The sequence below is a fragment of the Klebsiella sp. 141161 genome (genome assembly GCF_050600815.1).
GTDB classification, from domain to species: Bacteria; Pseudomonadota; Gammaproteobacteria; order Enterobacterales; family Enterobacteriaceae; genus Klebsiella; species Klebsiella aerogenes.
Genome location: NZ_JAQIRN010000003.1, coordinates 568576 through 581796 on the forward strand (window position 1 = coordinate 568576; position 13221 = coordinate 581796).

At 57.1% G+C, this 13221-nt stretch carries 11 protein-coding genes; 5 read left to right on the top strand and 6 right to left on the bottom strand.

Annotated features, from left to right (window positions below; translation table 11 throughout):
- Positions 1 to 411: 411 nt before the first annotated feature.
- On the bottom strand, positions 412 to 888 hold the full coding sequence (locus tag PGR79_RS11070) for a kinase inhibitor (protein ID WP_430921662.1): 477 nt from the start codon (positions 886 to 888) through the stop codon (positions 412 to 414).
- A gap of 70 nt (positions 889 to 958) precedes the next feature.
- Positions 959 to 2248, bottom strand: coding sequence for an adenosylmethionine--8-amino-7-oxononanoate transaminase (gene bioA / locus PGR79_RS11075; protein ID WP_430921664.1), 1290 nt, complete (start codon positions 2246 to 2248; stop codon positions 959 to 961).
- Positions 2249 to 2334: 86 nt separating this feature from the next.
- Between bioA and bioB the strand changes: the two genes are divergently transcribed.
- From bioB to uvrB, 5 genes are all read left to right on the top strand, one after another.
- The gene (gene bioB / locus PGR79_RS11080; RefSeq protein ID WP_008805734.1) at positions 2335 to 3375 is read left to right on the top strand and encodes a biotin synthase BioB; all 1041 of its coding nucleotides are present in this window, start codon (positions 2335 to 2337) and stop codon (positions 3373 to 3375) included.
- The gene (gene bioF / locus PGR79_RS11085) at positions 3372 to 4529 is read left to right on the top strand and encodes an 8-amino-7-oxononanoate synthase (protein WP_087860043.1); all 1158 of its coding nucleotides are present in this window, start codon (positions 3372 to 3374) and stop codon (positions 4527 to 4529) included. The genes bioB and bioF overlap by 4 nt, the downstream gene beginning before the upstream one ends.
- A complete protein-coding gene (bioC, locus tag PGR79_RS11090) occupies positions 4513 to 5268 on the top strand; it encodes a malonyl-ACP O-methyltransferase BioC (protein ID WP_430921666.1) in 756 nt (251 codons plus the stop codon). The genes bioF and bioC overlap by 17 nt, the downstream gene beginning before the upstream one ends.
- A complete protein-coding gene (gene bioD / locus PGR79_RS11095) occupies positions 5261 to 5941 on the top strand; it encodes a dethiobiotin synthase (RefSeq protein WP_113373895.1) in 681 nt (226 codons plus the stop codon). The genes bioC and bioD overlap by 8 nt, the downstream gene beginning before the upstream one ends.
- Positions 5942 to 6550: 609 nt before the next feature.
- Entirely contained in the window at positions 6551 to 8566 is a 2016-nt protein-coding gene (uvrB, locus tag PGR79_RS11100; RefSeq protein WP_087860040.1) for an excinuclease ABC subunit UvrB, read from the top strand.
- 205 nt (positions 8567 to 8771) lie between these two features.
- On the opposite strand, the gene pmrB is transcribed toward uvrB, so the two are convergent.
- The 4 genes from pmrB to yvcK all read right to left on the bottom strand — a co-directional run bounded on the left by pmrB (position 8772) and on the right by yvcK (position 13201).
- Entirely contained in the window at positions 8772 to 9869 is a 1098-nt protein-coding gene (pmrB, locus tag PGR79_RS11105) for a two-component system sensor histidine kinase PmrB (RefSeq protein ID WP_113373896.1), read from the bottom strand.
- A gap of 4 nt (positions 9870 to 9873) precedes the next feature.
- Complete coding sequence (gene pmrA / locus PGR79_RS11110; protein ID WP_032705592.1) at positions 9874 to 10545, bottom strand: two-component system response regulator PmrA; 672 nt, start codon at positions 10543 to 10545, stop codon at positions 9874 to 9876.
- Complete coding sequence (gene eptA, locus PGR79_RS11115) at positions 10542 to 12185, bottom strand: phosphoethanolamine transferase EptA (protein WP_213317777.1); 1644 nt, start codon at positions 12183 to 12185, stop codon at positions 10542 to 10544. Before eptA ends, pmrA begins: the two co-directional genes overlap by 4 nt.
- Before the next feature lie 110 nt (positions 12186 to 12295).
- Positions 12296 to 13201 (bottom strand): uridine diphosphate-N-acetylglucosamine-binding protein YvcK, encoded by a 906-nt coding sequence (gene yvcK, locus PGR79_RS11120; protein WP_087860037.1) that lies wholly within the window; start codon positions 13199 to 13201, stop codon positions 12296 to 12298.
- Positions 13202 to 13221: the final 20 nt, after the last annotated feature.

Here is a 13221-nt window from a genome sequence, read left to right on the forward strand (position 1 = left end):
TGTTAATTCCGACACATTGCGCTCCCAATATTTCTTCTGCGTTATGTCCCTCATGGCGCAGGGAGCGCACAGGGGGCGGCCAGTCGCCGCCGCCCCCTGTACCCCCGGGCTCTGGCCGCCAAAATCGCCACTTCGTGGTACCTTCGACTTATCCCTGCAGGCTTCGGGTCGGGCCGAGGCAGCGTCCTTGCAAAACACGGCCCTCAGCCCGCATCCATGCGGGCTGCCCCGGCCTTCCGGGAACGTCTCAGCGATTTTGAGGCCGCCAACAACGGCAGTTTCAGCAAGCATGGTGAATAAATTAAAGGCAGGCCGCACGGACCGTAGGTCGGGTAAGCGCAGCGCCACCCGACAATATACCGGTGCCGCGAGTAGCCCGGATAAGGCGCAAGCCGCTATCCGGGGGGATAATTAACAGAACAGGGCGGTGATGGAAGCGCTGGCGAGCGAATGGAAATGGACATTAAAGCCGACCATCGCGCCGCTCGCCTCGGCATCGACATCAATCTTATCGATATCCAGCGCGTGCACGGTAAAAATGTAGCGGTGGGTTTCACCCTTCGGCGGCGCGGCGCCGCCGTAGCCTGCCTTACCAAAATCGGTGCGGGTCTGAATGGCCGGTTCCGGTAGCTCCGCCTGACCGGAACCGGCCCCCTGCGGCAAAACCCGAGTATCGGCAGGCAGGTTGGCTACCACCCAGTGCCACCAGCCGGAACCGGTCGGCGCATCCGGGTCGTAGCAGGTGACGACAAAGCTTTTGGTTCCTGCGGGAACGTCGTCCCACATCAGATGCGGCGAAAGATTATCGCCATCGTACCCCATACCGTTGAATACGTGACGATTAGGCAGCTTGCCGCCGTCTTGCAGATCGTGACTGGTCAGTTTCATGCTTCATCCTCGTTGATAATGCGCTGATTAACAAAGAAGTGTAGCCTTCCCGACGGCGCAATTCCGCTGTTTATTCGCTAAAAAATGTTTCTTCCCGTGCCGCCGCGTTGACCGCACGGGTCAGGCGAGTCAGCTGTTGTGGGCTGATGACATACGGCGGCATCAGGTAAATCAGCCGGCCAAACGGGCGGATCCACACCCCTTGTTCAACGAAAAAGCGCTGCAGAGCGGCCATGTTGACCGGATGCCGGGTTTCAACCACGCCAATCGCGCCCAGTACGCGCACGTCGGCGACCCATTCTGACTCTCGTGCCGGAGCCAGCTCGGCCTTCAGCTGGGCTTCAATCGCCGCCACCTGCTGTTGCCATTCGCCGCTCTCCAGCAGGCGCAGGCTTTCGCTTGCCACCGCACAGGCCAGCGGATTGCCCATAAAGGTGGGGCCGTGCATAAAGCAGCCGGCTTCACCATCGCTGATGGTTTCAGCTACCGTTCGGGTGGTTATAGCGGCGGAAAGGGTCATGGTACCGCCGGTCAGCGCTTTACCCAGGCACAAAATATCGGCGGAAATGCCAGCGTGTTCACAGGCGAACAGTTTGCCGGTACGGCCAAAGCCGGTGGCAATCTCATCGGCGATCAGCAAAATCCCTTCCCGGTCGCACATTTTACGCACTCGCTTCAACCACTCCGGGTGGTACATGCGCATCCCGCCGGCGCCCTGGACTATCGGTTCGAGGATCACCGCGGCGATTTCGTGGCGATGCGCGGCCATCAGGCGGGCAAACGGCACCATATCCATCTCATCCCACTCGCCATCGAAGCGGCTTTGCGGCGCGGGGGCAAACAGGTTATCCGGCAGGTAGCCCTGCCACAGGCTGTGCATCGAGTTCTGCGGATCGCAGACCGACATCGCGCCGAAGGTGTCACCGTGATAGCCGTTGCGGAAGGTCAGGAAACGACGGCGCGGTTGGCCTTTAGCCTGCCAGTACTGCAGCGCCATTTTCATCGCCACTTCTACCGCCACCGAACCGGAATCGGCGAGGAAAACGCACTCCAGCGATTCCGGCGTCATCGCCACCAGTTGGCGACATAGCGCCACCGCCGACGGATGGGTGATCCCGCCGAACATCACGTGCGACATCTGGTCGATCTGCGCTTTCATCGCCGCATTCAGGCGCGGGTGATTGTAGCCGTGGATCGCCGCCCACCAGGATGACATGCCATCAATCAGCTGTTCGCCGCCGGCGAGGGACAGCTCGCAACCGTGGGCGGAAACCACCGGGTAGACCGGCAGGGGGGAAGTCATAGAGGTGTAGGGGTGCCAGATGTGGCGCCGATCGAAAGCCAGATCGTCCAGTGTCATAAGCGACTTGTAAACCATTTTGAAAACATTTAGGTTTACGAGTATAAACCGAACCGCAAATTAACAAAACCTTTTTGGAGAGGCCAATGGCTCACCACGCACGCTGGACAATGTCGCAAGTTACTGAGTTATTTAATAAACCACTCATCGATCTGCTCTTTGAAGCGCAGCAAATCCACCGTCAGCATTTTGACCCGCGTCAGGTGCAGGTCAGTACGTTGCTGTCGATTAAAACCGGCGCTTGTCCGGAAGACTGTAAATATTGCCCGCAAAGCGCACGCTACAAAACCGGTCTTGAATCCGAGCGCCTGATGGAAGTCGAGCAGGTGCTGGAATCAGCGCGTCAGGCGAAAAACGCCGGCTCGACCCGCTTCTGCATGGGCGCGGCGTGGAAGAATCCCAATGACCGCGATATGCCGTATCTGGAGCAGATGGTCAAAGGCGTGAAGGCGCTTGGGCTAGAGTCGTGCATGACGCTCGGTACCCTTACCGATAGTCAGGCACAGCGCCTGGCCGGCGCGGGGCTTGATTACTACAACCATAACCTCGACACCTCACCGGAATTTTACGGCAACATCATCACCACCCGTACCTATCAGGAACGTCTGGATACGCTGGATAAGGTACGCGATGCCGGGATTAAAGTGTGCTCCGGCGGCATTGTCGGGTTGGGGGAAACCGTGAAAGATCGCGCCGGGCTGCTGCTGCAGTTGGCTAATCTGCCAACGCCGCCGGAAAGCGTGCCAATCAATATGCTGGTGAAGGTTAAGGGTACGCCGCTGGCGGATAACGACGATGTCGACGCCTTCGATTTCATCCGCACGATCGCCATTGCGCGCATCATGATGCCAACCTCCTACGTGCGCCTGTCCGCCGGGCGCGAGCAGATGAACGAGCAGACCCAGGCGATGTGCTTTATGGCCGGGGCTAACTCGATTTTCTATGGCTGCAAGCTGCTGACGACGCCTAACCCGGAAGAAGATAAAGACCTGCAGCTGTTCCGCAAGCTGGGGATCAATCCGCAGCAGACGGCGGTACTGGAAGGTGATAATGAGCAGCAGCAGCGCCTGGAGCAGGCCTTACTCACCCCAGACACTGAGGAATACTACAACGCGGCGGCGCTATGAGCTGGCAGCAACGAATCGATCGGGCGCTGGACGAACGGCGGGCGGCGGATGCTTTCCGCCGCCGCCTGCCGGTAAGCCACGGCGCCGGACGCTGGCTGGAGCGAGAAGGGGAGCGCTGGCTCAACTTCTCCAGTAATGACTACCTGGGCCTGAGCCAGCATGATGCGATTATCGCCGCCTGGCAGCAGGGGGCGGAACGTTATGGCGTCGGTTCTGGCGGATCGGGTCACGTTAGCGGCTATAGTCAGGCACATCGCGAGCTGGAAGAAGAACTTGCCGACTGGCTGGGCTACCCGCGCGCGTTGCTGTTTATCTCCGGCTTTGCCGCGAATCAGGCGTTGATTGCTGCGCTTGCGGAAAAAGACGATCGGATTGTGGCCGATCGCCTGAGCCATGCCTCCCTGCTGGAAGCGGCAAGCCTCAGTCCGGCGCAGCTGCGCCGCTTTATTCACAATGACCCGCAACAGCTTGCTCAATTGCTGGCGAAACCGCTGGACGGCCAGCAGTTAGTCGTTACCGAAGGGATTTTCAGCATGGACGGCGACAGCGCGCCGCTCGCTGATATTCAGGCGGCAGCCCGCAGCGCCGGAGCATTATTTCTGGTTGATGATGCGCATGGAATCGGGGCGATTGGCGATGAAGGGCGAGGAAGCTGTCATACGCAGGCGGTTCGTCCGGAGCTGCTGGTGGTCACCTTCGGCAAGGCGTTTGGGGTGAGCGGCGCGGCGGTACTGTGCAGTGAATCGATGGCCGATTATCTGCTGCAGTTTGCCCGTCATCTCATCTACAGCACCGCGATGCCGCCGGCGCAGGCGGTAGCGTTAAGCGCGGCGTTGCGGATCATTCGTAGCGATGAGGGCCAGCAGCGGCGGGAAATCTTGAGCGCCCGCATCCGTCAGTTCCGCGCAGGAATGGGCGATGTTTCGCTGGGCCTGACCGATTCCCGGAGCGCGATTCAGCCGTTGATCGTCGGCGATAACGCGCGAGCGCTGGCTCTGGCATCCAGCCTACGCGAGGCCGGCTGTTGGGCTACCGCCATTCGTCCGCCGACGGTTCCCGTCGGCGGCGCGCGTCTGCGCCTCACTTTGACCGCCGCTCATCAGGCTGAAGACATTGCGCGTTTACTGGAGGTGCTGCATGGCTACGGTGAATAAGCAGGCGGTGGCCGCGGCGTTTGGTCGGGCGGCCAGCGGCTATACGCAACATGATGAGCTGCAGCGCCGCAGCGCCGAATTGCTACTGCGCCAGTTGGCGAAAGGTGATTTCCCCCAGGTGCTGGACGCCGGTTGCGGCCCTGGCAGCATGAGCCGTTACTGGCGCGAAGCAGGAAGCGAAGTTACCGCGCTGGATCTTTCCGCCGGGATGTTGGCGCAGGCGCAACGCAACGGCGCCGCGCAGCATTATCTGCAGGGCGATATCGAAGCGCTGCCGCTGCCGGATGCCTGCTTCGATCTGGCATGGAGCAACCTGGCGGTGCAGTGGTGTGACGATTTGAGCGCGGCAATCGGCGAACTGTGCCGGGTGGTGCGGCCCGGCGGACGGGTGGCGTTCACCACGCTGCTCGCCGGATCGCTACCGGAACTCAATCATGCGTGGCGGGCAGTCGACGACCATCCCCATGCCAACCGTTTTCTTAGCGAACGGGCGGTAAGGGCGACGCTGAGCGGCCTGCGCGCCGAAGGCGTCGTGCATCAGATTAGCTTACCGTTCGCCGACGCGCTAAGCGCCATGCGCTCGCTAAAGGGCATTGGCGCAACCCACTTACATCAGGGCCGGACGTCTGCGCCGCTTAGCCGCGGCAAGCTGCGCGAACTGCAGCTTGCCTGGCCGCAACAGCAGGGCCAGTGCCCGCTGACGTATCATCTTTTTACAGGAGTCATTGAACGTGACTAAACGTTTCTTCGTCACCGGAACCGATACTGAAGTCGGTAAAACCGTCGCCAGCAGCGCGCTGCTGCAGGCGGCGAATCAGCTGGGATTTAACACCGCAGGCTATAAGCCGGTGGCTTCCGGTAGCGACATGACCGCAAATGGGTTACGCAATGAAGATGCGCTGGCCCTGCAGCGCAATAGCCGGGTGGCGCTGCGCTATGAACAGGTTAACCCTTATACCTTTGCCGAGCCGACCTCGCCGCATATTATTAGCGCCGATGAAGGGCGACCAATCGCCGCGACGACGCTTTCCAACGGCTTGCGCGAACTTGAGCGCCTGGCAGACTGGGTGCTGGTGGAAGGGGCGGGCGGCTGGTTTACGCCGCTCTCGGAAACCCTGACCTTCGCCGACTGGGCGCAGCAGGAGCAATTGCCGGTGATTTTAGTGGTTGGCGTCAAACTCGGCTGTATCAATCACGCGATGCTCACCGCCCAGGCGGTACGCGAAGCCGGGCTGCCGCTCGTGGGCTGGATCGCCAACGATATCCAGCCGCCGGGTAAACGCCATCGCGAATATCTGCAAACCTTAACGCGGGTATTGCCAGCGCCGCTGCTGGGGGAAATTCCCTGGCTTGCCGACGCATCGCAGCGTAAGGAACTCGCGCAGTACCTGGATCTGAGTCCACTGCAATAACCCCCATAAGCCTGCGAGACGGCTCTATTTTTTGTTGACAGGACGATGAAATGTGGTCCAGGAAACGCAAAAAATCCAGCCGTCTTTAGCTGATAAATATCAAAAAAAATTCGATAATTTTTTTTAGCCGCGGGCTTTGGTCCGATGAGACTTTTCTGCCGGGTGGCAGACCTCGCGGCCTGCAGACAGTTATCCACTATTCCTGTGGATAACCTTGTGTATTAGAGTTAGAAAACTTGCGGTAAGCTAGAGAGTACGCGGCCTGCGAGCAAATTGGCGCGAAACCCGTCTTTTGGTAAATTATGTTTTATTTCAGCAAGTTAAATAAAAGCAATGGCTGTCAGAAAAGTGTCACCGGCTGCCATAAAAGATTCATTACCTTGCTTGACAAATGTTAAATGATAAATGTTTCTGGGGATAACCACACAGGCTGGTGGATTATTCCGCAAAGCGCGCATTTTACGCCCGCCCTCAGAGTGCAACGCGTCCGTTTACCGCCATACAATAATGCGGTACTGTTTTTATATCCAGTGTTATTTATTGGCAAAAGTCAAACTGAAGGGTAGAATTAAACACCTGCTGGCCAATCCCATCTTCAGGTCCTGAAATATGAGCAAACCGTTCAAGCTGCACTCCGCATTCCGTCCTTCCGGCGATCAGCCCGAAGCCATCCGCCGCCTGGAAGAGGGGCTGGAAGATGGCCTTGCGCATCAGACCCTGCTTGGGGTAACCGGTTCGGGGAAAACCTTCACCATCGCCAACGTTATCGCTGATTTACAGCGCCCGACGATGGTGCTGGCGCCGAACAAAACCCTGGCGGCGCAGCTGTATGGCGAGATGAAAGAGTTCTTTCCCGAGAATGCGGTGGAGTATTTTGTCTCCTACTACGATTATTACCAGCCTGAAGCCTACGTTCCGAGCTCGGATACCTTTATCGAAAAAGACGCCTCGGTGAACGAACACATTGAGCAGATGCGTCTGTCGGCCACCAAAGCGCTGCTTGAACGGCGCGACGTGGTGGTGGTGGCTTCGGTTTCCGCCATCTACGGTCTTGGCGATCCGGATCTGTATCTGAAGATGATGCTGCATCTGACCACCGGCATGCTGATCGACCAGCGGGCGATCCTGCGTCGGCTGGCGGAACTGCAATACACCCGCAACGATCAGGCCTTCCAGCGCGGCACTTTCCGCGTGCGCGGCGAGGTTATCGATGTCTTCCCGGCGGAATCCGATGATATCGCGCTGCGTATTGAACTGTTTGACGAAGAGGTCGAACGGCTATCGCTGTTTGATCCGCTGACCGGCCACGTCGAATCGTCCATTCCACGCTATACCATCTATCCGAAGACCCACTACGTTACGCCGCGTGAGCGTATCGTTCAGGCGATGGAAGAGATCAAAGACGAGCTGGCTGACCGCCGCAAGGTACTGCTGGCGAACAACAAACTGCTTGAAGAGCAGCGGCTGAGCCAGCGCACTCAGTTCGATCTCGAAATGATGAACGAGCTGGGATACTGCTCGGGAATTGAGAACTACTCGCGCTTTCTCTCCGGGCGCGGGCCGGGCGAGCCGCCGCCGACGCTGTTCGACTACCTGCCGGCGGATGGTCTGCTGGTTATCGATGAATCGCACGTGACTATCCCGCAAATCGGCGGTATGTACCGCGGCGACCGGGCGCGTAAAGAGACGCTGGTGGAATATGGCTTCCGCCTGCCGTCGGCGCTGGATAACCGGCCGATGAAGTTCGAAGAGTTTGAAGCGCTGGCGCCGCAGACTATCTACGTTTCGGCGACGCCGGGCGCCTATGAGCTGGAAAAATCCGGCGATGAGGTGGTAGATCAGGTCGTCCGCCCAACCGGGCTGTTGGATCCGGTCATCGAGGTGCGGCCGGTGGCGACGCAGGTCGACGATCTGTTATCTGAAATCCGTACCCGTGCGGCGATTAATGAGCGCGTACTGGTGACGACGCTGACCAAACGCATGGCGGAAGATTTAACCGAATATCTGGAAGAGCACGGCGAGCGGGTGCGCTATCTGCACTCAGATATCGATACCGTCGAGCGCATGGAAATTATTCGCGATTTGCGTCTTGGCGAGTTCGACGTGCTGGTGGGTATCAACCTGCTGCGTGAAGGGCTGGATATGCCGGAAGTCTCGCTGGTGGCGATACTTGATGCCGATAAAGAGGGTTTCCTGCGTTCCGAGAGATCGCTTATCCAGACCATCGGCCGCGCGGCGCGTAACGTGAACGGCAAGGCGATCCTTTACGGTGATAAAATTACGCCATCGATGGCGAAGGCGATCGGTGAAACCGAACGCCGCCGCGAGAAGCAGCAGCGTTATAACGAAGAGCACGGTATTGTGCCGCAGGGGCTGAATAAGAAAGTGGTCGATATTCTGGCGCTGGGTCAGAACATCGCGAAGACCAAAACCAAAGGCCGCGGCAAAGCCCGTTCTCCGGTGGAAGCCGATAGCGTCGAACTGACGCCGAAAGCGCTGCAGCAGAAGATCCACGAGCTGGAAGGGCAAATGATGCAGCACGCGCAGAACCTTGAGTTTGAGGAAGCGGCACAGATTCGCGATCAATTGCATCAGCTACGCGAACTGTTTATTGCGGCATCGTGAGGGCGATACGGGGAACGGTTAAAAAATGACGGCAATGCGTAATTTGCAATTGCCGTCACGCTATTTTCTTAGGATCTTAATGTTGGCTTAATTTTCTTCAGCCAAACTATCCTCAGTTTAATGAGGATAGCGCCATGCAAAAACTGACCAACCGTGAATATCTGGCCATTGCGACCGCCTTTGTGATAGTGGTCGCCTTCTTACATCAATGGGTATTAACCTTTTGACGCGAACTGCGTGGGAACAGCACCCAGGCGCGGACGCCCGGTCCGGGTTGACGGTTATGTAAAAAGAATTGCGCATCGTGCAGTTGAGCGATGCGGGTGACAATGCTTAAACCGAGGCCTATTCCACCATAGCGGCTATCCATACGGACAAACGCTTTACTCAGTTCGCCGCTCTTGGCCTCATCAATGCCCGGCCCTTCATCTTCAACTGCCAGAATCGGCGTATTTCCCGGTTTTACCGAAATCTTAATCTTCGACCCCACGGGGCTATAGCGGTGCGCATTCTCCACCAGATTGCGTAAAATCACCCGCGCTAACGTCGCATCCCCGGAAATGAGATCCTCGCCGGCGCCGCTTTCTATCTCCAGCGTCTGCTGGCGCGCTTCGAGCATTGTTTTCAGCTCATCCTGCAGAGGCTCCACCACATCTTCGTGCAAATGCACCTGCTGGTAACTCCCGGCGGAAAACGACTGCCCGACGCGCGCCAGTTGTAGCAGCTGCGAAATGCTGTTGGTCATCTGATCGAGGCGTTGAATTAACGGATCAACGCTGACGCCGTGAACCTTCGCCAGCAGTTCCAGATGCAGGCGCAGCCCGGCAAGAGGGGTACGAAGTTCGTGGGCGACGTCGGCGGTAAACAGACGCTCGCGATCGAGCGTCAGGGTCAGCCGCGACACCAGTTGGTTAATCGCCATGGTTACTGCGGTTACTTCCGGCACCGACTCCTGCAGAATAATGGGTTGCAGATTATCCGGCGTCCGGCTTTCCAGCTCGCTCTGCAGATTTGATAGCGGACGGGTGATTTTCTTCACCGCCACCAGGCTGATATACAGCGCCAGACCGATGATCAGCAGGCTGGGCACCAGCAGGCTGGCGACCGCCTCGCGTACCTCATGCTCGACGTGCCTTTGATTGTTATGACCCTCAATGGCGCTGGCAACCAGCAGCTGGATTTGCTCTTTGCTTTCATGCCATAGCCAAAATACGCTGATCAGCTGGCAGACCACCAGAATCGCGCCGATGGTCAGCAGCAGGCGGTGGCGCATGGTCCAGGTTTCGGTCGCAAACAGTGCCATAGCGTTATTCTGACTCCGTATTATTCACCAGCATGTAACCAAAGCCGCGGACGGTGCGGATCCGCGCTTTACCAATCTTGTCGCGCAGATTATGGATATGCACTTCGAGGGTATTGGTGGCCGGTTCGTTATCCCAGCTGTAGATATCATTGTAGAGAATTTCGCGATGCACCGGGCTGCCGGCCTTCATCATCAGGCGCGAGAGCAGGGCATACTCTTTTGGCGTCAGCTCCAGCGATTCGCCGGCCAGCCACACCTGACGGCGGGTAACATTAAGGCGCAGGTTGCCGACGGTCAGCTCATTATCGCCCTGATTATTATGGCGACGCAGCAGCGCGCGAATACGGGCGTTGAGCTCTTCAAGCGCGAAAGGTTTCACCAGGTAATCGTCAGCGCCGGTATCCAGCCCGCTGATGCGGTCGCCCACGGTATCGCGAGCGGTGAGGATGAGCACCGGCTGGGTGAATTTCTCCCGGCGCATACGCGCCAGGAAATGCAGACCGTCTTCATCCGGCAGGCCCAGGTCGAGCACCACCAGACTGTAATGGTTGCTGGCTAACGACAGCGCGGCTTCGTGCGCGGTGGCGACGCCATCGCAGACGTAGCCTTCGCTTTGCATGGCCAGGATTAACCCTTGTAACAGGAGCGCATCGTCTTCAATGACTAAGATTTTCATCTGCCGGTCTCTCTACATGGCGTTAAAAGGTCGTCTTTTGCCTGATACTCGCGGGTGTCTACCCCGAGCAGGCCAAGCAGGGTAGAGAACAGATTATCTTGAGAATAATCGTTCGTCTTAGCCTGTTGTTGCAAACACTGGCTGGATACGCCATAGCGTTGCTGATAATCCGGCGACAGCCACAGCAGCATCGGCACGTGTTTTTGCGTGTCCGGCGCTATGGAGTACGGCAGACCATGTAAATACACGCCGTCTTCACCCAGCGATTCGCCGTGGTCAGACAAATACACCAGACTGGTGGTAAATTTATCCTGTTTTGATTGCAGCAATTTTATCGCTTTATCAACTACATAGTCGACATACAAAATGGTGTTGTCGTAGGTATTGGTCAACTGTTGTTGCGTACAACTTTGGATTTCATTGGTATCGCATGTCGGAGTGAATTTTTTGAATTCAGCCGGATAGCGGTTGTAGTAGGTTGGGCCATGGCTACCAATGGTGTGCAGAACGATAATGCCATCCTGCTGTAAATTATCGATATAGCTATCCAGATTATGGAACAGCACGTCATCGTAGCACTCGCCATCAATGCACTGGCCGCTGAGGTTCAGGTTGGTGACGTTTTGGTGCGGCACGCGGTCGCAGGCGCCTTTACAGCCGCCATCGTTGTCGTTCCACAGCACCTGCACACCGGCGCGTTGCAGAATATCCAGAACGCCTTCCTGATGGTGCGCCAGTTCTTCATCGTAATGCGCGCGCGGCATATTGGAGAACATGCAGGGGACGGAAACCGCGGTTGCGGTGCCGCAGGAGGTGGTTTTCGGGAAGTACACCACGTCGTCCTGCTTCAGGCGCGGGTTAGTTTCGCGATCGTAGCCGCCCAGCGAAAAATTCTCGGCGCGTGAGGTTTCTCCAAGCACCACGATGGTCAGATTTTTACGCGCGCCGTTATGCATCACCGCTTTCTGTTTGGCATCTTCGCCAATCTTCACCAGCGGCAGGTTGTCCATCCGATTATGCGCATACCATGAGTTCAGCGCCACAATGCTGTTGGATGGACTCAATGATTTCACCAGCTCTTTATTGTTACGGAATACCGACGCGTAATCTTTGTAGAACAGCGCCGCCACCAGCACAATGAGCAGCGCTGAAACGGCGATATTGAGCAGGCGCATCGCCGCGCCGCGCCAGAAAGAGGCCGGTTTGCGAATTTTAATCCACCAGGCGACCAGAACCATCAATATCCCGGAGAGACCCAGCACGATGACCATTTTCGTCGACAGCAGGGCAAAACTTTCCGCAGGCGTCGTATCGAAGATATTAGCGATCATCGAACGGTCAATCACCACGCCGAAGGTCCAGATAAAGTACTGCGCCGAGGCGCTCAGCAGAATAAACAGGCTGATGACCACCCGGTCGAGTTTTAAGAACGAGGCGAGGGTGGTGATGATGTTCATCACGCAAATTGCCACGATCGGCATGCTGAGGAAAACCAGCCAGTTATGGAGATTGTTTACCGGCAGTAGCGGGAAAACCTGGCGATAAAAGGCCAGGTTAAGAAAGATACCGATATAGCAAGCAAAGAGAATCAAATAAGCCGTGCGGCCGAGTACCGGCCGACGTAAAGAAATAAACGACATAACGAATACCCGTAGTAGGAGATGCTCGTTATGTTGACAGCGTTATTTTAAGACAACCTTAAGATTTTAATCTGAGGCGTCATCTTGTTTAAAAGGGGGCCGGTTGAGGATTAACCTAATGCCTGAATAGCGTGTTCCAGCGCCTGGCGCAGCAGCACGCGGTCATGACGATAGGTGACATCGCTGGCGTCCAGCGCGGTCTGAATCACCAGTCGTTCTTCCATACCCTTAACATCGGCTTTCGGCCCGACGATGGCGGCATCAATCACTTTTTTGCCGACGTAATGTTCCAGAATAGTCATTCTGTCCGCCAGCGTCAGATTGGCGGCTGGGCTATGTTCCTTGCCCAGGTTATCGATAAACACCATGGGCGCCGGGGTCCGCCGCAGCGCCTGGGCCATTTCGTCGAGCAGTAAAATCGGCAGCAGGCTGGTGTAGAAGCTCCCTGGCCCAATCAGGATCAGATCGGCCTCGGCGATGGCCTCAACCGCTTCGCGAGTCGCCGGCACCGGTGGGCTGAGCATCAGTTCCTGAGGAACGTGATCCAACTGATCGATATTCACTTCGCCATACACTTCATGGCCTTCATGATCGAGCGCCACCAGATCGACCGGTTGTTCCGACATCGGAATCAGGAAAGCATCTACTTTAAGCAGATTTCTGATCAAATTGATGGCCTCTAAAGGCCGTACACTCAGGTGATCCAGCGCCTTTAACATCAAATTTCCGAGGTTATGTCCGGAAAGCTCGCCATTACCGCCAAAACGATATTCAAACATCGCGGAAGCGACGCTGGGTTCGGCGATTAATTGATTAATGCAGTTGCGCATATCACCCCAGGCGATCCCACCTTCCGAGCGGCGAATTCGCCCCGTTGATCCGCCGTTATCGGTGGTGGTCACGATGCCGGTCAGGCGTGAGCCGAGCGACGAGAGCGACGACATCACCCGCCCCAGACCGTGGCCCCCGCCAAGAGCGACAACGCGGTCCAGATCGGCGAAAGTGCGATTGCGCATACGAATTCCTTCTGTTCAAT